21 protein-coding genes are annotated in these 23,158 nt (G+C 72.6%); 16 read left to right on the top strand and 5 right to left on the bottom strand.

Annotated elements, in window-relative coordinates:
• Positions 1-82: 82 nt before the first annotated feature.
• From D7231_RS00820 to D7231_RS00810, 3 genes are all read right to left on the bottom strand, one after another.
• Positions 83-1,948, bottom strand: coding sequence for an NAD(P)/FAD-dependent oxidoreductase (locus tag D7231_RS00820; protein ID WP_241999492.1), 1,866 nt, complete (start codon positions 1,946-1,948; stop codon positions 83-85).
• A 131-nt stretch (positions 1,949-2,079) separates the two neighbouring features.
• The gene (locus D7231_RS00815; RefSeq protein WP_120752932.1) at positions 2,080-2,844 is read right to left on the bottom strand and encodes a GNAT family N-acetyltransferase; all 765 of its coding nucleotides are present in this window, start codon (positions 2,842-2,844) and stop codon (positions 2,080-2,082) included.
• Positions 2,841-3,626 carry a gamma-glutamyl-gamma-aminobutyrate hydrolase family protein gene (locus D7231_RS00810; protein WP_120753373.1) on the bottom strand — a complete coding sequence of 262 codons (786 nt, stop codon included), beginning with the start codon at positions 3,624-3,626 and terminating at the stop codon, positions 2,841-2,843. Before D7231_RS00810 ends, D7231_RS00815 begins: the two co-directional genes overlap by 4 nt.
• A gap of 572 nt (positions 3,627-4,198) precedes the next feature.
• On the opposite strand from D7231_RS00810, the gene D7231_RS00805 reads away from it, so the two are divergent.
• The 6 genes from D7231_RS00805 to D7231_RS00780 all read left to right on the top strand — a co-directional run bounded on the left by D7231_RS00805 (position 4,199) and on the right by D7231_RS00780 (position 11,370).
• Positions 4,199-5,356 (top strand): lysine-2,3-aminomutase-like protein, encoded by a 1,158-nt coding sequence (locus tag D7231_RS00805; RefSeq protein ID WP_120752931.1) that lies wholly within the window; start codon positions 4,199-4,201, stop codon positions 5,354-5,356.
• Entirely contained in the window at positions 5,353-6,603 is a 1,251-nt protein-coding gene (locus tag D7231_RS00800; protein ID WP_120752930.1) for a preATP grasp domain-containing protein, read from the top strand. Before D7231_RS00805 ends, D7231_RS00800 begins: the two co-directional genes overlap by 4 nt.
• A 74-nt stretch (positions 6,604-6,677) precedes the next feature.
• Complete coding sequence (locus D7231_RS00795; protein ID WP_120752929.1) at positions 6,678-7,571, top strand: DMT family transporter; 894 nt, start codon at positions 6,678-6,680, stop codon at positions 7,569-7,571.
• Between the two features lie 158 nt (positions 7,572-7,729).
• Entirely contained in the window at positions 7,730-8,239 is a 510-nt protein-coding gene (locus D7231_RS00790) for a RipA family octameric membrane protein (protein WP_120752928.1), read from the top strand.
• 93 nt (positions 8,240-8,332) lie between these two features.
• On the top strand, positions 8,333-8,824 hold the full coding sequence (locus D7231_RS00785) for a hypothetical protein (protein WP_120752927.1): 492 nt from the start codon (positions 8,333-8,335) through the stop codon (positions 8,822-8,824).
• A gap of 128 nt (positions 8,825-8,952) precedes the next feature.
• Complete coding sequence (locus D7231_RS00780) at positions 8,953-11,370, top strand: ATP-binding cassette domain-containing protein (protein WP_120753372.1); 2,418 nt, start codon at positions 8,953-8,955, stop codon at positions 11,368-11,370.
• Positions 11,371-11,397: 27 nt separating this feature from the next.
• Here D7231_RS00780 and D7231_RS00775 read toward each other — a convergent pair whose 3' ends face one another.
• Positions 11,398-11,976 (bottom strand): TetR/AcrR family transcriptional regulator, encoded by a 579-nt coding sequence (locus tag D7231_RS00775; RefSeq protein ID WP_241999489.1) that lies wholly within the window; start codon positions 11,974-11,976, stop codon positions 11,398-11,400.
• Positions 11,977-12,303: 327 nt separating this feature from the next.
• Here D7231_RS00775 and D7231_RS00770 point away from each other — a divergent pair, with 327 nt between their 5' ends.
• The 10 genes from D7231_RS00770 to D7231_RS00725 all read left to right on the top strand — a co-directional run bounded on the left by D7231_RS00770 (position 12,304) and on the right by D7231_RS00725 (position 22,934).
• Complete coding sequence (locus D7231_RS00770) at positions 12,304-12,897, top strand: (2Fe-2S)-binding protein (RefSeq protein ID WP_120752925.1); 594 nt, start codon at positions 12,304-12,306, stop codon at positions 12,895-12,897.
• On the top strand, positions 12,894-13,886 hold the full coding sequence (locus D7231_RS00765) for an FAD binding domain-containing protein (RefSeq protein ID WP_120752924.1): 993 nt from the start codon (positions 12,894-12,896) through the stop codon (positions 13,884-13,886). Before D7231_RS00770 ends, D7231_RS00765 begins: the two co-directional genes overlap by 4 nt.
• Positions 13,883-16,090 carry a xanthine dehydrogenase family protein molybdopterin-binding subunit gene (locus D7231_RS00760; RefSeq protein ID WP_120752923.1) on the top strand — a complete coding sequence of 736 codons (2,208 nt, stop codon included), beginning with the start codon at positions 13,883-13,885 and terminating at the stop codon, positions 16,088-16,090. Before D7231_RS00765 ends, D7231_RS00760 begins: the two co-directional genes overlap by 4 nt.
• Positions 16,083-17,225, top strand: coding sequence for an XdhC family protein (locus D7231_RS00755; protein ID WP_120752922.1), 1,143 nt, complete (start codon positions 16,083-16,085; stop codon positions 17,223-17,225). Before D7231_RS00760 ends, D7231_RS00755 begins: the two co-directional genes overlap by 8 nt.
• A 197-nt stretch (positions 17,226-17,422) precedes the next feature.
• A complete protein-coding gene (locus D7231_RS00750) occupies positions 17,423-17,686 on the top strand; it encodes a lasso peptide biosynthesis PqqD family chaperone (RefSeq protein WP_120753371.1) in 264 nt (87 codons plus the stop codon).
• A 15-nt stretch (positions 17,687-17,701) separates the two neighbouring features.
• The gene (locus D7231_RS00745; RefSeq protein WP_120752921.1) at positions 17,702-18,754 is read left to right on the top strand and encodes an ATP-binding cassette domain-containing protein; all 1,053 of its coding nucleotides are present in this window, start codon (positions 17,702-17,704) and stop codon (positions 18,752-18,754) included.
• Positions 18,751-19,572, top strand: a complete 822-nt coding sequence (locus D7231_RS00740; RefSeq protein WP_120752920.1) for an ABC transporter permease — start codon at positions 18,751-18,753, stop codon at positions 19,570-19,572. The genes D7231_RS00745 and D7231_RS00740 overlap by 4 nt, the downstream gene beginning before the upstream one ends.
• A 74-nt stretch (positions 19,573-19,646) precedes the next feature.
• Positions 19,647-20,279, top strand: coding sequence for a histidine phosphatase family protein (locus D7231_RS00735; protein ID WP_120752919.1), 633 nt, complete (start codon positions 19,647-19,649; stop codon positions 20,277-20,279).
• A gap of 404 nt (positions 20,280-20,683) precedes the next feature.
• Positions 20,684-21,163 (top strand): NUDIX hydrolase, encoded by a 480-nt coding sequence (locus D7231_RS00730; RefSeq protein ID WP_120752918.1) that lies wholly within the window; start codon positions 20,684-20,686, stop codon positions 21,161-21,163.
• 100 nt (positions 21,164-21,263) lie between these two features.
• Positions 21,264-22,934, top strand: a complete 1,671-nt coding sequence (locus tag D7231_RS00725) for an FAD-dependent monooxygenase (protein WP_120752917.1) — start codon at positions 21,264-21,266, stop codon at positions 22,932-22,934.
• Here D7231_RS00725 and D7231_RS00720 read toward each other — a convergent pair.
• Complete coding sequence (locus D7231_RS00720; RefSeq protein ID WP_120753370.1) at positions 22,897-23,151, bottom strand: gas vesicle protein K; 255 nt, start codon at positions 23,149-23,151, stop codon at positions 22,897-22,899. The genes D7231_RS00725 and D7231_RS00720 overlap by 38 nt on opposite strands.
• Positions 23,152-23,158 lie beyond the last annotated feature (7 nt).

Raw genomic sequence — 23,158 nt, 5'->3', positions numbered from 1 at the left:
GTCGGCGATACGGGCCGGGTTTACGGGACGGGGTCCACGGCCCGGTCTACCTGTCAGGCCTACGGGCCTGCCCCCCGGCGGGTCAGGTGCGCGAGGCGAGCGGCTGGGGTGCCCGCGCGGCAGGCGTGCGGGTGGAGGCGGCCGGGGCCGTGAAGGCCGTGAACCGCTCGGGGTGGTAGAGCCGGTGCATCGGGTGGTCCTCGCCGCGCAGCGTGGCCAGTACGGCCCGGGCGATGGCCGGGGCCTGGGCGAAACCGCCGGTGTTGTGGCCGCCGTTGACGACGTACAGGCCCCGGCCCGGGCCCTGTTCCGTGTGGTAGAGGCCGAGCGAGGTCGCGGTCCAGGGGCGTATGCAGTACTTGAAGGCGTAGTTGTCGCTGCTGCGGGACGAGGCCGGCAGGCCGGCGCGGTCCGGGAAGAGGCGCTCGATCGTGTCGGAGATGCCGTGCCGCATGGCGGCGAGCTGCCGTTCGTCGGGTTTGGTGCCGGCGCCCGTGTAGCCGTAGCCGGAGCCGACGATCAGGATCTCCCGGCCGTCGGCGTCCAGCCCCACCGTCACGTTCGCGTCCTCGGTGACGTGGCCGCGGCGCCCGACCTTGAGGGAGTTGCGCAGCCCGGTGGCGCGGTTGCTGATCCGGATCCAGCCGCCGAGGACGCCGTGGATCCTCCCTTCGCAGGGTGTGCCGCGCAGCAGCTCGCTTCCGTAGACGCCGGGCGAGGCGATGACGTGGGCGTCGGGAGGCAGCGGCACCGGGCAGTCCAGGCCGGTCGGCGTCCCCGAGGCGTCGCGCCGTACGCCCGACACGGCGGTGTTCCAGTGGAAGCGGGCGCCCCGGTCCGTCAGCCACGCGACGGCCCGGTCGGTGAACTTGTGCACGTTGAGGGTGAAGCCGGGGACGAAGAAGCCCCCGGCGAGGCTGCCGTCGCGCAACGGCCCGGCCAGGGCGGCGCAGTCCCGTGCCGCTCCGGTGGGCCGGAGTTCGTGCAGGACGGCGCCGATGGCGCGGTGCCGGGCCAGCGCGGACTCCAGGTGGGCGGGGTCCTCGTACACGCGCAGGATGTCGTCGGCCACGACGGCGTCCTCGAACAGCCCGGCGCGGCTTGCCCGCAGCCGGGCCCACTCCCGGCCGGCCTCGGCGGTCAGGGCGAAGATGTCGTCGTTGTAGGAGCGGGCCAGCCAGGAGGGGACGCGCTCGAACTCGTCGATCCAGGCGAGCTCCTCCGGGGACAGGGTCCAGGCGTCGCGGGCGAGCCAGCCGTTCTCCTCGACGGTCCGCCGGAACCAGTCGGGCGGGCTGCCGTGGAAGTCCTGGTTGTTGTAGCTGTCCATCTCGGTGAACGTGAACATGCGCGCGTCGTCGCCGGCGTGCGTGCAGCCGTACGCCTCCCACGCGGCGCCGCCCGGTGCCGGCGAGCGGTCGAGGACGGTCACTCGGTATCCGGCCTCGGTCAGGTACAGCGCCGTGACCAGGTTGACGACTCCGGCGCCGATCAGGACGACCTCGCGCGGGCCCTCGCCGGGCGGCGGAGCGGCGCCGGTGAGCGGGCGCGAGAGCGCGAAGTGCCGCTCGCAGCGGGCCAGGGCCGCGGCGACGGCCTCCAGGTCACCGCCGCTCCGGGGGGCCGCGGCGGGAACGCATGCGAGGAAGACGGGCCCCCGGGCGTCGGTCCGGCGCCGCAGGGCCGCCTCGTCGGGCGGCTGCGACGCGACGAGGGCGGTGGCTCCGTACCGGTCGAGAGCCGCCAGGACGTCCTCGGCGGGGGCGGTGTCCAGTGAAGGCTCGTGGACGATGTTGCCGGAGCGCAGGAAGTCGGATGTCCCCAGGCCGGTGTTCGGGAGAGTGAGCAGAATCTTCATCTCGCTGGGAGTCCTGTTCTGGCTGTCGGGTGCGGTGGTCCTGTCGTCGCTGGTGCCGGGGATGAGGGGACGGGAGTGACGTAGATCCACGCATGCTGCGTATGCACACCTGCGTGGGGGCGCGCCGAAGTGTGGTGTGAGGAAGGTGAATTGTGATGAGCGTGCAGGGCGCGACCGCCCGGCCCGCCGTGCGGCCGGGTTGGACAGCCGAAGCGGGCCCGTCAGACCTGTCCGGTGCTGAACGGCAGCGGCCGGCGCCGCATCCGCAGCCGGGCACGGCCCGCTCCGTCGATGTCGATGCCGGTGCCGGTCCAGCCGTCGCGGAAGGCGCGCTCCAGCGCGTCGGTGGCCGAGCACGCGACGGTCAGTTCCGGCGGCTCTCCGGCCGTGGCGGGCCGGCCGGCGGGGCCGGGTCGGTAGAGCAGGAACCGCAGCCGTCCCCCGAACTTCCGAACGAGGCCGATGGGTTGGAAGCCGGCCTCCAGCAGGGTGCGTACGGCGTACGGGTTGCTGGGCGCGCTGGTGGCGAACAGGTGGCGGATGTCCGTGCCGGCGAGGTCGGCGAGGGCGCGGGTGTTCATCAGCCGGGCCAGCCCGTGGCCGCGCCAGCGGGGCAGGACGGCGACGGTGTCCCAGTGGCCCACCCGGTGGTATTCGGACGGGGGCAGGGCCGTGTCCTTGGCCAGGTTGAACGCCCGGTCGCGGGGAAAGTAGACCATCCGGTAGGCGACGGTCTCGCCGTCGTGCTCGACGGCGTAGCAGCGCCCGCCGTCAGCGAGGCAGTACGCGATGAACTCGGGCGTGCTGGTCTGGAAGACGGACGGGTCCGCGAGGGCCGAGTGCACCCGCTCCTGGAGACCGAGCAGCAGGCCGAGGTCCCCGGGGCCGAGCCGGCGGACGCCGAACGTCGCGGCGGGCGGCTGGGACGACTCGTCGGACGACGCCGGCGACTTACCGGACGGCTGGGAAGACTTGCCGGAGGTCATGACGCTCCCGCCGCGGCGACGAACGCCGCGATCAGCGGGTCGGTGCGCTCCCCGGCACCGTCGGCGGGCCCGTCGTCCGCGGGAAGCTCGGGATGCCACAGGACGCCGACCGCCCAGGGGGCCTGCCCGGCGTCTCCTTCCGCGTCTCCTTCCGCGTCCGCCTCGCGCTCGATCGCCTCGGCGAGGGAGTCGTCGGCGCGGGCCGTCACCCGCCACCGGATACCGCCCGGGGTCTGCTCGCCCAGCCCCTGGTGGTGGTACGAGGTCACCTTCAGCGTCCGCTCCCCGTACGCCCGGGCGACCTTGCTGCCCTCGGCGAGGGTGACGGAGTGCCGGGAGGTCTCCGTGAGGGAAATCCGGTGCGCAACGCGCCCGCCGTTGACATCGGGGACGTGCCCGATCAGCGGATTTCCGGTGACGGTGTGGAGCACTTGCGCGCCGCGGCAGATGCCGAGCGTGGGAATTCCCGCATCGAGCGCCGATCCCGCGAGTCGCTTCTCGAACGCGTCGCGCCGGGGGTGATAGGTGTATCCGGGCTGCCGTACCGTACCGCTGCAATACGCGGGATCCATGTCCTCGCCGCCGGTGAGCAGCAGTCCGTCGAGCAGGGAGAGGTATGACGTGCACAAATCCCCGTCGGCGTCGGCGCAGGGGATGACGAGGGGCAGGCCGCCGGCCCGCGTCACCTGCTCGACATATCCCTCATGAATGCTGTGACTGCGGATGTTCTGACGAAAGCGCGAGGTGACCCCGATACGAGGCCTCGCGGACGACGTCCTCATCACCCAACTCCCCCTGAAAATCAAGCACACGCACACGACGGCATAAGGCGGCATACGACGAGCGATGTTTCAGTGGCGGCAGGTCTTTGCAGGTCCGCGCGGCGCACGGCGCGGAATGAACCTGCCCGGTATAGGACTTGCAGTGCGGCGACTACACGTGCGAACGGTCGGCACCGTAACCGAACACCGGCGGAACACGCAAGATCAGGATTTCGGACATGCGCTGTATCCACCGCTAAATGCCTCTTCCAGTCGGTTCGCCGTAACGGAAGACCGCACGGATCCGAGATCATTGACAAGCCGTCAAATCGGTCTGCATCATGGTCCGCGTTCAGCGATCAGGGGGTTCGCAGAGATCGCGCAACCCGGCCCGGGCACACCGGATATGGTCCGCCGCTCCTCCCTCACCGGTCCACCGGTTTTCTCTCCGTACTGCAAGTGGACTACATGTAGACCGCAAGTGGACTGCATGCCGTGCACGCTCCCGTCCGGAGCAGCGATTCCCGTTCCCCCGCCCACACAGGCCGAAGCATTGCACCGCCGCAATGTCCTCACGGGAGAGGCACTGAAACGTGGCCAGTCGCTCCGTTCGCACACCGAAAGACCTCGTGGCCAGCAAACTGGCCGATGAAGCCGACCTTCCGACGATCGTCGATGTCGCCGAGCGCTACGCCGTGAGCATCACGCCGGCGATGCAGGACCGCATTTTCGCGGTGGACGATCCGGTGGGGCGGCAGTTCGTGCCCACCGGGCAGGAACTGCTCACCACCCCCGAGGAGAGCGACGACCCGATCGGTGACGACCCCTTCACGCCCGTGAAGGGCGTCACCCACCGCTACCCCGACCGGGTGCTCCTCAAACCCGTGCACGTGTGCCCGGTCTACTGCCGCTTCTGCTTCCGCCGCGAGGTCGTCGGGCCCGGCGACCACATGCTCCGGGGCGAGCAACTGGAGGCGGCGCTGGACTACATCCGTGCGCACCCCGAGATCTGGGAGGTCATCTTCACCGGGGGCGACCCCCTCATCATCGCGCCGTCCAAGCTGCGCCCCATGCTCGAGGCGCTGGACGCGATCGAGCACGTGAAGGTGATCCGCTTCCACACGCGGATCCCCGTGGTGGACCCGGGCCGGGTGACGCAGGACCTGGTCGAGGCGCTCCGCCTCGGCACTCCGGTGTGGGTCGTCGTGCACACCAACCACAGCCAGGAGATAGGCGACGAGGCCCGCGGGGCGCTGAGCCGCCTCGTGGACGCCGGCGTTCCGCTCGTCAGTCAGACGGTGCTGCTCAAGGGCGTGAACGACACGCCCGAGGCGCTGGAGGACCTCTTCCGCACCCTCGTCGTGAACCGCGTCAAGCCCTACTACCTGCACCAGGGCGACCTCGCGAAGGGCACCGGGCACTTCCGGACCACGATCGGCGAGGGCCAGGAGCTCATGCGCGACCTGCGCGGCCGGGTCTCCGGAATGTGCCAGCCCACGTACGTCCTGGACATTCCCGGCGGGCACGGCAAGGTGCCGATCGGGCCGGTGTACCTGACGGACGACGCCGCGCGGGTCACGGATCCGTGGGGCGAGGAACACGCCTATCCCCCGGCCCCTCCGGCGGCTCCGAGCGCCGCGGAAGCCCCGAGCGCCGCTGCGGAAACACCGAGCACTTCGGAAGCCCCGGGCGCTGCGGAAGTTCCGGGCGCTGCGGAGGCTCCGGGCGGGAAGGGGCGGGCGGGCAGATGACGTACGGGCGGCCGAGCCGGACCATCCTGTCGAACCTCAACAGCGACACCATGGCCGACGACCCCACGGACCGCTACCTGCGGGCCATGGCCGTGCCCACCGCGCGCATGCTGTGGGAAGCGGAACCAGGCGACTGCGTCGTCATGCTGGCCCCGTGCCCCGCGCGGTTCCGCGACTACGTGGCCCGTACGATCGGCCTCGACGTGGGCGCGGTGGACATCGTGGCGCCGCCCGGCACGGCCACCGCCCACCCGCTCGACGTCGCCGCCGGGCTGGGCGCGACGAAGCTGCTCACCGAGCGGCCCGTCCTCGATCCGTTCGCCCTGGACCGCCCCGTCCTCGACTTCGCCCGCCGCACCGGCATGCGGCTGCACCCCTATAGCGCTCACCCGGACGACGCGGTCCTGGACATGGTCCGCCGCGTCAACACCAAGAGCGGCATCCGGGAGGAGGCGGCCGCGCTGGGCCTGCCCGTCGCTGACGGAGGCTTCGCCGCGACCCGCGACGAGCTGGTCCGGCGGCTCGTCGCGTTCCTCGCCGGCCATCCCGCCGCCATCGTCAAGCCGGACCGGTCCTCCACCGGTTTCGGGAACACGGTGGTCGAGGCCGGGGCCCGGGAATCGCGGGAGCACCGGGTCCGCGAGGCCGTCGCCGGCATTACCGGGCGGGGCCGCGGGTGGGTGTACGAGGAGTTCCTGCCGCTCACCGCCTCCCCGAGCATGGAGATGATCGCCGAGGACGCCGGTGTCACCCCGTACTACAGCTGTGACCAGCGGACGGTGAACAACGCCTGGACGGGCATGGTCACCCCGGCCGCCGAGGGCCCGCACTCCGCGGCGCTGCACGAGGCCGCCGCGGTCCTCGGCGGCCGGCTGCACACTCTGGGCTACCGCGGCATCTTCGACGTCGACTGCGGCACGTACGACGGCGGCTACGTGATCACCGAGGCCAATGTGCGGACCACGGGCGGCACTTACCTGGAGAAGCTGGCCCGGCGGCTGCGGCCGGGGGACGTCCCGGTGCACTGGCGCGCCGACGGCCGGTTCAGCGATGATCACCTCGGCTTCGGCGAGGCCGTGCGCCGCATCGAGGCCGCGGGGCTCGCGGACGCGTCCGCCGGCGTACGGGCCGTGCTCACGACGGACACCCACGACGTGGACGGCAAGTGGCGCTACCTCGTGGCCGGCCCGGACGCCGGGTCCGTCGCGGAGGCGGAGCGGGTGGTGGAGGAGGCGCTGGGCATCTGAGCCCGGCAGCCAGTCATCAAGACAGAGTGAAGGGATCACATGCTCCACGTGTTACAGAACGGTCCGGCGGCCGGATGAGCGGCGTCATCACGCGCCGGCAACGCGGGCTGCTGCCCCTGCTGGTCGCCTCCATCCTCTGGGGCGTCTGGACCACCGGCGAGAAGTACTCACTGGCGGGACTCTCCGTCGTCACCCTGCTCACCATCACCCTCGCGGCGTCCGCCGCGCTCCTGTGGGTCATCCTCCTCTGGAAGGGTCACCAGAGGCCGACGGGGAAGCAGTTGCGCCTGCTCGCCCTCCTCGGCCTGTTCGAACCCATGCTGGGGTACGGGGCGATCGGCCTGGGCCTGGCCTACATCGACGCCGCCGAGGCGGCCCTGCTCGACGGCACGGAGGCGGTCTTCATCGTCGCGCTGGCGGCGTTCGTCAACCGGCGCCTCCCCACCGGCCGGGCCGTCGCCGGCGTGGTCCTGGCAGCCGCGGGGGTCGCCCTGCTGGGCGGCCCGAGGGCCGACCTGGGGCTCTCCCTGGGCTCGTTCCTGGTGCTCGCCGGCTCGCTGGCGGCGGCCATCGCCACGATGATCGCGGGGCGTGTCGTCCTGGACATGGACCCGCTCGTCGTGACCGCCTACCAGTTCGGCTTCGGCCTGCTGTTCATGCTGCCCCTGCTGATCTGGCAGTGGGGCACGGACGCGACCGCACTGACCGCGGGCGTGAACGCCGGCCACTGGGCGGTGGCGGCGATCGTCTGCGGCGGCGGCCTCGGCGTGGCGTACCTCCTGTACAACCACTCCATCACCCGGCTGTCCGTGAGCGCGGCGGGCGTCATCCTCAACATCATCCCGGTGTTCGGGGTGGCGGCCGCGATCATCTTCCTGGGCGAGAGCATCAACCTCTGGCAGTTCGTCGGAGCCGCCCTGATCGTCAGCGGCATCTTCCTCTTCTCCGAGGCCGACCTGGACGAATGACCGCCGTGCGGCCCGGCGGCCCGTCAGCCCGGCGGCCGGGCCGCGCGGCGCCCGCCCCGAGCGGCCGCGCGCGAACTCCAGCCCATTATGGAACAGTTGAACGCATTGCCCGTGCGGAACTGATTCGTCCGCTGCGGCCGGGCGGCCATCATGCTCCCATGACCGGCATAGACAACACTCTCTGGAACGCAGGCGTCAGCCCGTCGGACTACGCCCGCGCCAAGGACAAGTACCAAGGCGCGATCCTGGAGCAGTACAAGTTGTGCGTCGAGATGGCCGACCGGGTCAGCGCCCGGCGCAGCCTGACCAACACGTTCTTCCTGACGCTCAACACCGTGGCCGTCACCGCCCTCGCCACCGTCTCCGGATCCGACTGGCGCAGTTCCTCGGTGTGGCTGCTGCTGGCGGGGCTGGCCGTGCTGCTGACCCAGTGCCTGGGCTGGTTCGTAATGATGCGTTCCTACCGCCAGCTCAACGCCGCCAAGTACGCCGTGATCGGCGCGCTGGAGCGCAGGCTGCCGGCGCTCGCGTACTCGGACGCGGAGTGGGGCGCCCTGGGCGAAGGGCGTGACTGGCGCCGCTACGTGCCCCTGACGTACGTGGAACAGGGCGTACCGGTCGTCTTCAGCGTCGCCTACGTCGCGGGCTTCCTCGCGACCACCCTCTGAGCCCTCGCGCCCGGTGACGGCGGGCCCGCCCGTACGGGCCGGGGTGGGACACTGGGAGGGCGACAGTGCCGACCGGCAGACGGGTGAAGTGCGATGCACACGATCGGCGTTACCGGCCACATGGACCTCGCCGAGGGCACGGAACCCCTCCTCCGGGACGCCCTCCAGTGCCTTCTGGGCGAGCTGACCTCGGGCGCGCCCGGGCTGACCGGCGTGTCCTGCATCGCTCCCGGGGCCGACTCGCTGTTCGCCGAGGCCGTCCTGGCCTCCGGCGGGGCCCTCTCCGTGGTCCTGCCGTTCCACGACTACCGGGCGTTCCTGGAGGACGCGGCGGACAGGGCACGGTTCGACCGCCTGCTGGAGGCGGCCGCCGACGTCACGGTCATGCCCTACCCGGCGGCGAGCCTGAGCGCCTTCCAGGCCGCGAACACCGAGCTGCTCGGGCGGGCGGACCTGCTGGTCGCCGTGTGGGACGGGGCGGCGTCCGAGAAGGGCGGCGGCACGGCCGCCACCGTCGCCGAGGCGCACGGCGCGGGGATCCCCGTCCGCGTCCTGTGGCCTGCGGGAGCGGCGCGGCGCGGCTGACCGGCGGGCGGCGCGCGACCGCGTCCGGACGCTCCACGACCTCTCCCGCGACGCGGCTGGACGTACGCTCGAAGCTGACGCCGGCGGCGACCGCGAGGGCGGGCCCCGCGCAACGGACGGAGAGCACGATGAGCAAGGCCACGGGGACGGACACGGGCAGAGGCAGGAGCAAGGCCACGGCCACACGGTCGCCCGCGCCGCACGCCGCCGACAGCCACGACCTGATCCGCGTGCACGGCGCGCGGGAGAACAACCTCAAGGACGTCAGCATCGAGATCCCGAAGCGCCGGCTGACGGTGTTCACCGGCGTGTCCGGCTCGGGCAAGAGCTCCCTGGTGTTCGACACGATCGCCGCGGAGTCGCAGCGGCTGATCAACGAGACCTACAGCGCCTTCGTGCAGGGCTTCATGCCGACCCTCGCGCGGCCCGAGGTCGACGTGCTCGACGGGCTGACGACCGCGATCATCGTCGACCAGCAGCGGATGGGCGCCGACCCGCGCTCCACGGTCGGCACCGCCACCGACGCCAACGCGATGCTGCGCATCCTCTTCAGCCGGCTCGGGAAGCCGCACATCGGCCCGCCCAGCGCGTACTCCTTCAACACCGCCTCGGTCCGGGCGAGCGGGGCGATCACGGTCGAGCGCGGCGCCAGGAAGGCGGTGAAGGCGACCTACTCCCGCACCGGCGGCATGTGCGCGCGCTGCGAGGGCCGGGGCACGGTCTCGGACATCGACCTCACGCAGCTCTACGACGACTCCAAGTCCCTCAACGAGGGTGCGCTGACGATTCCCGGCTACAGCATGGACGGCTGGTACGGCCGCATCTTCACCGGCTGCGGCTTCTTCGACCCGGACAAGCCGATCCGCAAGTACACCAAGAGGGAGCTGCACGACCTCCTCCACAAGGAGCCGACCAAGATCAAGGTCGACGGCGTCAACCTGACGTACGAGGGGCTGATCCCGAAGATCCGGAAGTCGATGCTGTCCAAGGACGTGGAGGCGCTGCAGCCGCACGTCCGCGCGTTCGTGGAGCGGACGACGACGTTCGCCGTCTGTCCCGAGTGCGACGGCACGCGGCTCAGCGAGGGCGCCCGGTCCTCGAAGATCAAGAAGATCAGCATCGCCGACGCCTGCGCGATGGAGATCAGGGACCTGGCCGAGTGGGTCCGCGGGCTCACGGAGCCGTCGGTGGCGCCGCTGCTCACGGCGTTGCAGCACAGCCTCGACTCGTTCACGGAGATCGGCCTGGGCTACCTCTCGCTCGACCGGCCGGCGGGCACGCTGTCGGGCGGCGAGGCGCAGCGCGTCAAGATGGTCCGCCACCTGGGCTCTTCGCTGACCGACGTCACGTACGTCTTCGACGAGCCGACCTCGGGCCTGCACCCCCATGACATCAGCCGGATGAACGACCTGCTGCTGCGGCTGCGGGACAAGGGCAACACGGTGCTCGTCGTGGAGCACAAGCCGCAGACGATCGCGATCGCCGACCACGTCGTCGACCTCGGCCCCGGTGCGGGCACGGCGGGCGGCAGCGTCTGCTTCGAGGGGACCGTGGAGGGCCTGCGGGCCGGCGGCACGGTCACCGGCCGCCATCTCGACGACCGTCCCGCCCTCAAGGAGGCGGTACGAAGGGCGGCCGGCACGCTCGCGGTCCGGGGCGCGACGACGCACAACCTTCAGGGCGTGGACGTCGACATCCCGCTGGGGGTGCTGTGCGTGGTCACCGGCGTGGCGGGGTCCGGCAAGAGCTCGCTCGTGCACGGCTCGATCCCCTCCGGCGAGGGGGTGGTGTCGGTGGACCAGAGCCCGATCAAGGGCTCGCGGCGGAGCAATCCGGCCACGTACACGGGGCTCCTCGATCCGGTCCGCAAGGCGTTCGCCAAGGCCAACGGCGTGAAGCCGGCCCTGTTCAGCGCCAACTCCGAGGGCGCCTGCCCCACCTGCAACGGCGCCGGCGTCGTCTACACCGACCTGGCGATGATGGCCGGCGTCGCCGTCACCTGCGAGGAGTGCGAGGGCAGGCGGTTCCAGGCGGCGGTGCTGGACCACCACTTGGGCGGCCGCGACATCAGCGAGGTGCTCACGATGCCGGTGTCGGAGGCCGAGGAGTTCTTCGGCGCCGGCGAGGCGCGCACGCCGGCCGCGCACCGCATCCTGGGCCGGCTCGCCGACGTCGGGCTCGGCTACCTCGCTCTCGGACAGCCGCTCACCACGCTGTCCGGCGGCGAGCGGCAGCGGCTCAAGCTGGCCACCCACATGGCCGAGAAGGGCGGCGTCTACGTCCTCGACGAGCCGACCACCGGCCTGCACCTCGCCGACGTCGAACAGTTGCTCGGCCTGCTCGACCGGCTCGTCGACTCCGGCAAGTCGGTCATCGTCGTCGAGCACCACCCGGCGGTCATGGCGCACGCCGACTGGATCATCGACCTGGGCCCCGGCGCCGGCCACGACGGCGGCCGGATCGTCTTCGAAGGCACCCCCGCCGGCCTCGTCGCCGACCGCTCCACGCTCACCGGCGAACACCTCGCGGCGTACGTCGGCAGGTGATGGGGTCCTCGCAGCGCCGGCCTGTGCTCACCCCCCGGGCGCTCCCGCGCGCAGGCCGTCCATGACGAGGTCCATCAGCCGGGTGACACGCGGCTGCCAGTCCGAGCGGGGGTCGATCTGCCAGAGGCCGGCGATGGCGAGGAGGAAGTCGTCCGGGGTCACCCCCGGGCGGATCGTGCCGGCCTCTTCGTTGGCGCGGAGCAGGAGGCCGGCCGCGTCGGTCACCGGGGTGTGCCCCGGTTTCGCCGGGCCACCGGGCCCGGCGGTGGCCATGCGGATCGCGTCCGCCAGGCCGGCCTTGGTCATGGCGAACCGGGCGAGGCGGTCCATCCACTCGCGCAGGGCCCGGTCCGGTTCCCGCGTTTCGAGCAACTGGGCCGCCGCCTCGGCGACCTGCTGCATTTCGTAGCGGTAGATCTCGAGGACGAGCGCCTCGCGATTGGGGAAGTTGCGGTAGAACGTGCCCTGCCCGACGCCCGCCTTCCGGGCGATCACGCTCAGCGGGGCGTTCGGGCAGCACGTCAGCTCGGCCACCGCGGCCTCCAGGATGCGCTCGCGGTTCCGCCTCGCGTCCGACCGCTGGGCCGCGTCCTTCTTCTCCTGCACTGGTTCCTCCCGGCGGTGCGTGCCCGAATCCCGCCCTTGATAACCGGACAGCTGTCCACTACGCTTCCTAGGAGTGGACAGCTGTCCACTTGCGCTCACCATAGCGGAGGCACGGCCGGCCGGCGCCCCGCCGGCACCGGCGTCGTGATCTCCACCGCCCATACCGCCACCAGCAGTGTTTCCGACACCAGCCCCGCCACGCACAGCGCCATCTCGCGGTCTCCCTCGTTACGTTCGCGGAGACCCCTCCTGATGTGTCTGCCTGCCGGTTCGTCCCCGCGACGTACTCCGGACACGCGGCTCCGGACTCGCGAAAGAAGGCTGATCATGGCCCCACCCCCCTCGTCGGCGTTCGACAGCTCCATCACCTTGAACATCAACGGCGACAAGCACACGCTGACCGTGGATCACCGCACCACCCTGCTCGACGCCCTGCGCGAGCGCCTGGACCTGACCGGCAGCAAGAAGGGCTGCGACCAGGGGCAGTGCGGCGCCTGCACCGTCCTGCTCGACGGGCGCCGGGCCGTGTCCTGCCTGCAACTCGCGGTGGCCGCCGAGGGGCGTGCGATCACGACCGTCGAGGGCCTCTCCGACGAGGGGCAACTGCACCCGGTCCAGCAGGCGTTCCTCGACCTGGACGGCTACCAGTGCGGCTACTGCACGCCGGGGCAGATCTGTTCGGCGGTCGCGGTCATCGAGGAGCACGCGGCGGGCTGGCCGAGCGCCGTCACCGAAGACGTACGCCCCGAGGCCGGTCCGCCCCCGCTGAGCGCCGAGGAGATCCGGGAGCGGATGAGCGGCAACCTGTGCCGGTGCAGTGCCTACGTGTCGATCGTGCAGGCGGTCGCCCGTGCGGCGGCGACGGTTCAGGCGGAGCCCGCGACAGCGGCGCCGGCCGGCGCCGAGGAGGCGGCGGCATGAAGGAGTTCGGATACCAGCGCGCGCTCGACGTCCCGGGCGCGCTCGCGCTCCTCGACGCCGATGCCGACGCCCGCTTCCTCGGCGGCGGCACCAACCTCGTCGACCTGATGAAGGCCGGCGTCGAGCGCCCCTCCCGGCTCGTCGACGTGCGCGAACTGCCCCTGGACCGCATCGAGCCGACGGCGGACGGAGGGCTGCGCATCGGCGCCACCGTCACCAACAGCGACCTCGCCGCGCACCCCGGCGTCCGCCGCCGCTACCCGGCGCTGGCGCAGGCGGTGCTGGCCGGCGCCTCCGGGCAGCTGCGCAACATGGCCACGGTCGGCGGGAACCTGCTCCAGCGCACCCGCTGCGGCTACTTCACCGACGTGACCAAGGCCTGCAACAAGCGTGTCCCCGGCAGCGGTTGCCCGGCCGTCGAGGGCGAGCACCGCAACCACGCGATCCTGGGCGCCTCAAGCCACTGCGTGGCGGTGCACCCCTCGGACATGGCCGTGGCGCTGGCCGCCTTCGACGCCGTCGTCTCGTACGAAACGGCCGGCGGGCCGGGCGAACTGCCGCTCACCGAGTTCTACCTGCCCGTGGGCGGCACTCCGCACCTGGAGACCGCCCTGCCGCAGGGCGCGCTGATCACCGGCGTCACCCTGCCGCCCGCTCCGGTCGCCGCGCTCTCCCGCTACCGGAAGGTCCGCGAGCGCGCCTCGTACGCGTTCGCGATCGGCTCGGTCGCCGCAGCCCTGGACGTACGGGACGGGGTGACGCGAGAAGCGCGCCTGGCCTTCGGAGCGGTGGCGTCCAAGCCGTGGCGGGCCCGGGCCGCCGAGCGGGTGCTCACCGGAGCACCGGCCGACGCCGGGACGTTCGCCGCCGCCGCGGACGCCGAACTGGCGGCCGCCGAGCCGCTGCCGCACAACGCGTACAAGGTGACGTTGATGCGCAACCTCGTCGTGGCGGTACTGACCGGACTCGCCGAGGAGGCCGCACGATGACCACCGCCGCAACGACGCGCAAGAGCGCCGTCGGCACCGCGCACACCCGGGTGGAGGGCTACGACAAGGTCACGGGCGCCGCCCGCTACGCCGGTGAGATCCCCTTCGCCGGACTCGCCCACGGCTGGCTGGTGCTGTCCACCGTCGCGCGCGGGCGCATCCGCTCGGTGGAGACCGCCGAGGTCCTGGCGATGCCGGGGGTGCTCACCGTGCTCCACCACGGGAACGCCCAGCGGCTCAACACCGGCTACATCGGCCTCATGGGGGTGCCGGACCCGACCTGCGCCGTCTTCCAGCAGGACCGGGTGCCGTTCATGGGATGGCCGGTGGCGCTGGTCGTCGCCGAGACCTCCGAACAGGCCAGGGAGGCCGCCGAAGCGCTCGTCGTGCGCTACGAGGAGGAGCCGCACGACATCGCCTTCGCCGCCGACCGCCCGGACGTCTACCTCGTCGACCAAGGCCCCGCGCCGGCCGAGACCGGCAAGGGGGACGTGGCGGCCGGGCTCGCGGCCTCCGCCGTCGTCGTGGACGCGGAGTACACCACCCCGGAGGAGTTCCACCACCCGATGGAGCCCCACGCGGCCACGGCCCGCTGGGACGGGGACCTGCTCGACGTCGTGGACTCCAACCAGGGCGCCACCTGGGTCGTGAGCGAGCTCGCGAACCTCTTCTCGCTCGACCCGGCCTCGGTGCGGGTGCGGTCCGAACACGTCGGCGGCGGTTTCGGAAGCAAGGGCGTCCGGGCCCACCAGGTGGCCGCCGTCATGGCCGCGGCCGCCCTCCGGAGGCCGGTGCGCGTCGTCCTGACACGCCGCCAGATGTTCTCGCTCACCGGCTACCGCAGCCCCACGATCCAGCGGCTGCGGCTCGGCGCCGACGCCGACGGACGGCTGCGCGCGCTGGAGCACAGCTCCGTGAGCCTCACCTCCACCGTGTACGAATTCCTCGAGCCGGCCGCCGCGGCGTCGCGGGCGCTGTACGACGCCGACGCCCACCACACCGTCAACCGGGTCGTACGCCTGGACGTGCCGACCCCGTCGTGGATGCGCGCCCCCGGCGAGGCACCGGGCTCGTTCGCGCTGGAGTCGGCCCTCGACGAGCTCGCCGAGAAGTGCGGCATCGACCCGATCGAGCTGCGCGTGCGCAACGAGCCCGAGCGGGGACCCGTCTCCGGCCTGCCCTTCAGCAGCCGCAACCTGATCGCCTGCTTCCGGGAGGGCGCCCGCCGGTTCGGCTGGGCGGACCGCGACCCCCGCCCCGGCGTGCGCCGCGAAGGGCGCTGGCTGCTCGGCACCGGCACGGCGTCGGCCTGTTTCCCGGTGATCGCCTGGCCGTCCACGGCGGCCGTGACGGCGGAGGCGGACGGCACCTTCACCGTACGGATCGCCGCCTCGGACATCGGCACCGGGGCGCGGACCGCACTCACCCTGGTGGCCGCCGACGCGCTGGAGGTCGCGCCGGACCGGGTCCGGGTGCGGATCGGGGACAGCAACTTCGGGCCGGCGACGATCGCCGGAGGGTCGATGGGCACCCGCTCCTGGTCGTGGGCGATCACGGCCGCGGCCGCAGAGCTGCGCGAGCGGCTCGCCTCCGGGGCCGGCATCCCGCCGGAGGGCATCACGGTGCGGTCGGACACCACCGAGGCCGTCGGCGCCCTCTCCGAGAAGGAACGGCACTCCTTCGGAGCGCAGTTCGCCGAGGTCGCCGTGGACGTCGCCACCGGCGAGGTGCGCGTGCGGCGCATGCTCGGCATCTTCGCGGCGGGCCGGATCGTCAACCCCCTCACCGCCCGCAACCAGTTCACCGGCGGCATGATCTGGGGCATCTCCATGGCCCTGCACGAGGAGGCGGTCCGGGACCGCGCCTCCGGCGGCCACTACGGCGCCGACCTCGCGGGATACCACGTCGCCACGCACGCCGACGTCCCGCACGTCGAGGCGGACTGGATCGACGATCCGGACCCGGACGACCCGGTCGGGATCAAGGGCATCGGCGAGATCGGGATCGTGGGCGCCGCGGCGGCCGTCGCCAACGCGGTCCGGCACGCGACGGGCGTACGCCACCGGAGCCTGCCCATCCGGCCGGACCGCGTGATCCTCGCCGGTGCGGGAGGTACGGCCGACGCGGGAGGTACGGGAACGGTGAGGGGTACGGGTACGGGAGCTGCGGGAGGTACAGGAGCTGCGGGGGAAGCACGTGCTTGACATCGCCGAGGATCTCCACCGCTGGGCCGAGCAGGGCCGGGACTTCGCCGTCGCCACCGTGGTGGCCGTCAGCGGCAGCGCCCCGCGCGGCCCGGGCGCCGCCCTCGCCGTCGACAGCCGGGGCACGGTCATCGGTTCCGTGTCCGGCGGCTGCGTGGAGGGGGCGGTGTACGAGCTGTGCCGGCAGGCACTGGCGGACGGCGGGACGGTCGTCGAGCGGTTCGGCTACAGCGACGAGGACGCCTTCGCGGTCGGGCTCACCTGCGGCGGGGTCATCGACATCCTGATCACGCCGGTTGCCGCGGGCACGCCTCGGCAGGCCGTCTTCCGTTCGGCGTTGACGACCGCCGCCCGGGGCGAGCCGGTGGCGGTCGCCCGGGTCGTCCGGGGCCCGGTGGAACTCCTCGGCGGGGCGCTGCTCGTACGCCCCGAGGGTGCGCACGAAGGCACCCTCGGGGGCCGCGCGGAACTGGACCGGACGGCGGCGGCCGAGGCCCGGGCCGTGCTGGACACCGGCCGCACCGGCACGGTCGAGCTCTCGGAGGACGGATCGCACTGCCCCGGCGGCCTCACCCTGCTCGTCGAAGCGAGCGTGCCGCCGCCCCGCATGATCGTCTTCGGTGCGATCGACTTCGCCGCGGCGCTCGTACGGGCGGGCAAGTTCCTCGGTTACGACGTGACCGTGTGCGACGCCCGCCCTGTCTTCGCCACGCGGGCCCGCTTTCCCGAGGCCGACGACGTCGTGGTCGACTGGCCGCACCGCTACCTGCGGCGCACGCCGGTCGACGGGCGCACGGTCTTGTGCGTGCTCACCCACGACGCCAAGTTCGACGTGCCCCTGCTGAAGGAGGCGCTGCGGATGCCGGTCGCATTCGTCGGCGCGATGGGCTCGCGCCGCACCCACGCGGACCGCAGCCGGAGGCTGCGCGAAGCCGGCGTGACCGAGGGGGAACTGGCCCGGCTGAGGTCGCCGATCGGCCTCGACCTCGGGGCGCGCACGCCCGAGGAGACGGCCTTGTCGATCGCCGCGGAGGTCGTGGCGGCCCGGCGGGGAGGGACGGGGGTCCCGCTGACGGGTTCGAACACGCCGATCCACCGGGAGGAGGGGAAGCGGGGCGACGTGGCGGCGGCCTGAGGGGCCTTACGTCTTACGGGACGGCGGGCGAGCACTCATTCAAGGCGGACCTATCGTCCGCTCATCACGTCATACCTTCTTCCATCCTTACGGGTTGCATTCCGCGTTGATGGGCGTGGCCTGTTGACGCCGGGGCATCTCCTGAGCGCAGTGTCCGATTTCGCGCCCGTCCCGTGACCGGCGAGGAGTTGATCGCCATGGCCTTCGCCCTGCGCCGCCACGTCTCGGCGACCGATACCGACCACGGCATGGTGCTGCTCGACGAGGCCGACGGCCGCTATTGGCAGCTCAACAGCACCGGCGCGCTCATCCTGCACGCCCTGCTCGACGGTGCCACGCCCCAGGAGACGGCGCAGCGGCTGGGCGAGCGCTATCCCGCCCTCACCACCGAACGCACCGCGGACGACGTGGCGTCCTTCATCCGCGCCCTCACCGAGGCCCGCCTGGTGGTGACCGCGTGAGCACGCCGGTGACCCATGAGTGGTGAGGTCCGGTTCACGGCTCTTCCCGTAGGGCCGGCTCCCGGCTCCGGCTTCGCCTCCCCGTATGCCGGTGCCGGAGAGAGTGACGCCCCGGCCGCCGGGCGCGGGCTGCCCCCTGTCACCGTCCTCGCCCGGGGCCTGCGCAAGGCGTACCCCGGTGTGGAGGCCGTCCGCGGTGTGGATCTGACCGTGCGCGCCGGGGAGACCTTCGGGTTGCTCGGGCCCAACGGCGCCGGGAAGTCCACCACGATCGCGATGCTCTGCACGCTGGCCCGGCCCACCACGGGCCGGGCGAGCGTCGCCGGCGCCGACGTGACCACCGACCCCGGCGCCGTACGCCGCCGCATCGGGCTCGTCTTCCAGGACCTCACCGTCGACGGCGACCTGACCGCCGCCGAGAACCTCCGCTTCCACGCCGACCTCTACGGTCTGCCCCGGCGCACGGCGCGCCGCCGCGTCGCCGACATGCTCGCCCTGGTCGGTCTCCACGACCGGCGCGACAGCCTCGTCCGTACCTTCTCCGGCGGCATGAAGCGGCGGCTGGAGATCGCCCGCGGGCTGCTGCACGCGCCGCAGGTGCTCTTCCTGGACGAGCCCACCCTCGGTCTCGACCCGCAGACCCGCGCCCAGCTGTGGGAGCACCTCCACTACGTCCGCACGCAGCGCTCCGTGACCCTCTTCCTCACCACGCACTACCTGGAGGAGGCCGAACACTGCGACCGCATCGCCGTCATCGACGGCGGCCGCATCGTCACCGAGGGGTCGCCGGCCGACCTCAAGGCCGCCATCGGCGCCGACCGCGTCGCGGTCCGCACCGCCGACGACACAGCTGCCCTGAGCGCACTGCGCGAGCGCTTCGGCCTTCGGGCGCACGCGGCGCCCGAAGGGCTGCTGCTCCACGTGCCCGACGGGGCGTCGTTCGTGCCCCGCCTGTGCGCGGGGCTCGGGGTGCCGGTGCTGTCGGTGGCGGTCACGCGGCCCAGTCTGGACGACGTGTTCCTGCGCTGCACCGGCCGCACCATCCACGACGCGGACGGCGTGCGATGACGGCCGTCGCGGCGGCGGCAGTGCCCGCGGGCGTGCGGCACGAGGTGCGCGCGACCCGCGTGGTCTGGCAGCGCGAGATGATGCGCTTCCTGCGCAACCGCGGCCGGCTGGCCGTCACGCTGGCGCAGCCCGTCTTCCTGCTGCTCGTCCTCGGCACGGGCCTGTCGGTGCTGGTCCCCTCCACCGCGGGCACCGGCGACTACCGCACGTACCTCTTCCCGGGCGTGCTGACGATGACCGTGCAGATGCCCGCGATCGGCGCGGGCGCGTCCATCGTCTGGGACCGCGAGGCCGGTTTCCTGCGCGAGATGCTCGTCGCGCCCGTCCGGCGCGGCAGCCTGCTCCTGGGCAAGTGCGCGGGCGGCACGACCGTGGCCACCTGCCAGGGCGTGCTCGTCCTCTCCCTGGCCGGGACCGCGCACGTCCCCTACGACCCGGCCCTGCTCGCCACGCTGACCGGCGAACTCGCCCTCAGTGCCCTCGCCCTGACCGCCCTCGGGGCCGTCGCCGCCGTCTGCATCAGCCGCGTCGAGACGTTCCAGGCGGTGCTCAGCTTCGCCATGACGCCGCTGCTGTTCCTCTCCGGGGCGATGTTCCCGCTCGCCGGTCTGCCGCGGTGGCTGACGGTGATCTGCCTGGCCAACCCGCTGACGTACGCGGTCGATCCGCTGCGCCGCGCGGTGGCGGCCCACGCGCCCGCCGCCGCGGCGCCCTCCCCCGGCCGGCAACTGCCCGTCGCGGCGGAACTCGGCATCACCGCCGCGCTCGCCGCGACGGCCCTCGCCGTAGCCGCGCACCGCTTCGCACGGCCAGGGTAGGGAGCACGCCGGAGACCTTCCGGCACGGTCCGGCGGACAAGCAGGGCCTCCCCCCATCAGAAGGGCACACGCTGGTGCGCAGTATCCATGTCGTCACCCATCCGGAGGCGAGCCATCATGTCGAGGGGCTCGTCGGCGGGTGGCATGATTCGCGGCTGACACCGGTCGGCCTGCGTCAAGCGGCCGCCATCGCCCGGGCGTTGCGGGCCGAGATCCCCGAGGAGGCCGGCGTCGAGGTGGTGTCCTCGGACCTGCTGCGCACCCGGCGCACGGCCGAAGAGGTCGCCGGGCTGTTCGGCGTGGAGCCGGTGCTGGACCCCCGGCTGCGGGAGAAGTCCTACGGTGAGGCGGAGGGGCGGCCGCAGGGGTGGCTCGACGAGCGGTTCGTCCCGCCACCGGGCGCCGGTGACCGGATGGGACATGACGAGGGCGTTCCGGGCGCGGAGACGAGGGCGGCGTTCGCCCGGCGTGTCTACGCGGCCATGGACGACATCCTGCAAGGGCCTTGCGAGCACCGGATCATCGTGACCCACGGTTTCGCCCTCACCTTCGTGGTGGCGTCCTGGATCAGGATGCCGTTCGAGTCACTCGGTCACGTCGCCTTCCGGGCGCCCTCGGGCAGCATCACGCACCTCCTTGAGGACGACTTCTTCCGCAACCGCGCCGTCATGCGCCTCGGCGACACCCGTCACCTCGACGGAGGGTGAGACGGGCGTCACCCGGCCTGCTGCAAAGCAGCCGCGCCCGCCGGCCCGCGAACACGGGCGACGGGCCGCGGCCTGCCGTTCCCGGGAGCAACGCAACCCCCGGAACGGGTGAGGAGCCACGGCCGGGTGAATCGCACAAGGCCCGTCCCGGCCCTCGCCCCGCAGCCAAGGCCCTCTCGACCGCGACTCGAACTTGCGCGCTACGAAGCGCCCTCCGGAGTCCGTGACGGACCCGATCGGGGGTCGTTTTTCCGATCACTCGTCCGATCCACGCGTCAACGAGGAGGCGTAGTGCGTCACCGTCCCACCTGCCGTACGAGCGACACGAGGGTGCCCTTGCTGTTCGAATGCCGGCCTCTCCCGGCCCTCGCCGCCGCTGCCCGGACCACCGCGGGGAGGCCCGCATGAGCCACCGGATCCGCTACCGGAGCGTCGTCGACGTCATGGTCCTGATGCACCGCACCGACGGGCGCGTCCTGCTGCTGCGCCGGGCCGGCGACGTCTACGCCCGCGGCCTCCTCGCCCCGCCCGGCGGGCACCTGGAGGACGGCGAGACCGTCGTCGAGGGGGCCCTGCGGGAGGCGGGCGAAGAGGTCGGCGTCGGCATCGCACCGGCCGACCTGGAGTTCTGCCACCTCATCCACCACCACTCCCCCGAGGGACAGGCACGGCTGGGGGTGGTCTTCACGACCCAGCGCTGGTCCGGCGAGCCCAGCAACCGTGAGCCGGGCAAGTGCTCGGCCCTGGTGTGGGCCGACCCGGGCCGGCCCCCGGCGGACTGCGTGCCCTACACCGCCGCCGTCCTGGACCGCTTCTGCTCCGGCGCCCTGTTCTCCACGCACGGCTGGCCACGTTGCGGGCGGCCGCCGGGTGCGGGAGATTGATGCGGGTCCGGTCACCGTAAGGCGGGCCGGGCGCCCGGGGCCGCATGGCCGGCAGTCACCGTGTGCCCGGCAGGGCCGGGGCGAGCGGGAGGAGCCCGACATGGCCGTAGCGGACGCCGAGGTGGCGGTGCTGATCGTCGGCGGTGGGCCGGTCGGGCTCACCGCCCGGGCGCTGCTGGAGCGCTGGGGCGTACGGTCGCTGCTGGTCGAGAAGCACGGCGAGTTGTCGCCCTTTCCCCGGGCCCGGCTGGTCAACGTGCGCTCGATGGAGATCTACCGCAGTCTGGGGCTCACCGACGGCATCACGGCGGCCGCGTTCGCCCCGGAGTACGGCCGCGTCCGCTTCCGCGACGCCATGCGTGACCCCGACTTCGCCACGGCGGCGATGGTCGGGGTCAACGCGCCCGTGCCCGAGAGCCCCGTCATCGGCGCGCTCACCTCGCAGGACCGGCTGGAACCCACCCTGCTCGCCGCGGCAGGAGGCCCGATGCGGTTCGGAGTCGAGCTCGTCGGCCTGATCGAAGGAGAAAACGGAGAAGGAACCGAAGGCGAAGGAGAAGGGGCCGGGGGAGGCGAAGAAGGCGGCAGCGTCGTGGCCGTCCTCCTCGACCGCCGGAGCGGCGAGGAGTCCCGCGTCCGCGCCCGTTACGTACTCGCCGCCGACGGCGCGAACTCCACCGTCCGGCAACGGCTGGACATCGGCACGACCGGCCCCGGAGCGATGGCGGCCTTCACGACCGTCGTGTTCGACGCCGATCTCGGCCTCTGGTGCGCCCAACGGCCCGCCGGCGTCTACTTCACCACGCACGGGCTGTTCGCCCCGCTCTACCCCGAGGGCGGCTGGGCGTGGTTCGTCCCCACCCCCGACGACCCCGCGCACACGGACTGGTCCGGGCTCGTCTCGCACGCCCTCGGCCCGGGCGCGGACGTACGCGTCGACGTGGTGCGGGTCCAGCACTGGACGATGAACGCCTTCGTCGCCGAACGCTTCCGGCACGGCCGGGCCCTGCTGGCCGGCGACGCCGCACACGCGATCCCCATCACCGGCGGCCTGGGCATGAACACCGGGATCGCCGACGTGCACAATCTGTGCTGGAAACTGGCGGGCGTTCTCCACGGGTGGGCCGGACCGGGACTGCTGGACACGTACGGAACGGAGCGGCTGCCCGTCGCCCACCGGACCCTCAGCCAAGCGGTGGCCAACACCCAGCTCATGCTCGACGTGCGCAACCGGCGCAGCGAGCAGCTCCGATCCGGCGCAGCAGCACCGCCGGACCAGCTCGAACTCCCCTGGTCGGAGCAGTACTTCGCGCAACTCGGTCTCGTACTCGGCGTCGCGTACGACTCCGGCGCCGTCCTCACCGACGGCAGCGCGCCGCCCGATCCGCCGGGCACGGACACAGGGGCGGGGGCAGGGACGGACTATGTCCCCACGGCGAGGCCGGGCCATCGCATGCCGCACCTCTGGCTCACGCAGAGCCGCTCCACGCTCGACGCGTTCGGCGAGTGGTTCACCCTGCTCACCCCGGATCCGGCCCACTGGGAGCAGCAGAAAGCCATTGCCCCATGGCCGCTGCGCGTCGAGGCCCTTCCCCCTGAGCACCTCGGCCTCTGCGGCATCGGCCCGCAAGGGGCGCTGCTCATCCGGCCCGACGGGCACGTCGGCGCCCGCTGGCGCGACCGCCCGCCGGGCGACTCCGCCCTCCAGCACGCCCTCGCCGGCCTTACGGGTGTTACAGCAGCGGCCCGAGGGGTCCGAGGTCGAGGTTGAGGTCGTCCGGCTCCAGGCCGTAGTGGTGGCACAGCTCCTCGACGCGCTCCGCGAGCAGCATGAGGGTGAGGCCGATCCGTTCCTCCTGCTCGTCGGTGAGGTCGCCACGCTCCACCCGGCGCAGTGCCTGCCGTTCCATCAGCTGGCGGAGCAGTTCGACGACGGTCAGCACGAGCCGGGCCAGGTCGCGTTCGACGGTGGCCTCGTCCAGTTCCATGCGGCGG

It is taken from the genome of Streptomyces klenkii (genome assembly GCF_003626645.1).
GTDB classification, from domain to species: Bacteria; Actinomycetota; Actinomycetes; order Streptomycetales; family Streptomycetaceae; genus Streptomyces; species Streptomyces klenkii.
The sequence above is the reverse complement of the archived record's forward strand: the minus strand, read 5'-3'. Positions and strand labels throughout refer to the sequence as shown.

Bases quoted from the DNA above. Each gene is read 5' to 3' on its own strand.
- D7231_RS00815 (WP_120752932.1), bottom strand. From the start codon at position 2,844: ATGACCTCCGGCAAGTCTTCCCAGCCGTCCGGTAAGTCGCCGGCGTCG.
- D7231_RS00810 (WP_120753373.1), bottom strand. From the start codon at position 3,626: ATGAGGACGTCGTCCGCGAGGCCTCGTATCGGGGTCACCTCGCGCTTT.
- D7231_RS00800 (WP_120752930.1), top strand. From the start codon at position 5,353: ATGACGTACGGGCGGCCGAGCCGGACCATCCTGTCGAACCTCAACAGC.
- D7231_RS00795 (WP_120752929.1), top strand. From the start codon at position 6,678: ATGAGCGGCGTCATCACGCGCCGGCAACGCGGGCTGCTGCCCCTGCTG.
- D7231_RS00790 (WP_120752928.1), top strand. From the start codon at position 7,730: ATGACCGGCATAGACAACACTCTCTGGAACGCAGGCGTCAGCCCGTCG.
- D7231_RS00785 (WP_120752927.1), top strand. From the start codon at position 8,333: ATGCACACGATCGGCGTTACCGGCCACATGGACCTCGCCGAGGGCACG.
- D7231_RS00780 (WP_120753372.1), top strand. From the start codon at position 8,953: ATGAGCAAGGCCACGGGGACGGACACGGGCAGAGGCAGGAGCAAGGCC.
- D7231_RS00770 (WP_120752925.1), top strand. From the start codon at position 12,304: ATGGCCCCACCCCCCTCGTCGGCGTTCGACAGCTCCATCACCTTGAAC.
- D7231_RS00765 (WP_120752924.1), top strand. From the start codon at position 12,894: ATGAAGGAGTTCGGATACCAGCGCGCGCTCGACGTCCCGGGCGCGCTC.
- D7231_RS00760 (WP_120752923.1), top strand. From the start codon at position 13,883: ATGACCACCGCCGCAACGACGCGCAAGAGCGCCGTCGGCACCGCGCAC.
- D7231_RS00750 (WP_120753371.1), top strand. From the start codon at position 17,423: ATGGCCTTCGCCCTGCGCCGCCACGTCTCGGCGACCGATACCGACCAC.
- D7231_RS00745 (WP_120752921.1), top strand. From the start codon at position 17,702: ATGAGTGGTGAGGTCCGGTTCACGGCTCTTCCCGTAGGGCCGGCTCCC.
- D7231_RS00740 (WP_120752920.1), top strand. From the start codon at position 18,751: ATGACGGCCGTCGCGGCGGCGGCAGTGCCCGCGGGCGTGCGGCACGAG.
- D7231_RS00730 (WP_120752918.1), top strand. From the start codon at position 20,684: ATGAGCCACCGGATCCGCTACCGGAGCGTCGTCGACGTCATGGTCCTG.
- D7231_RS00725 (WP_120752917.1), top strand. From the start codon at position 21,264: ATGGCCGTAGCGGACGCCGAGGTGGCGGTGCTGATCGTCGGCGGTGGG.
- D7231_RS00720 (WP_120753370.1), bottom strand. From the start codon at position 23,151: ATGGAACTGGACGAGGCCACCGTCGAACGCGACCTGGCCCGGCTCGTG.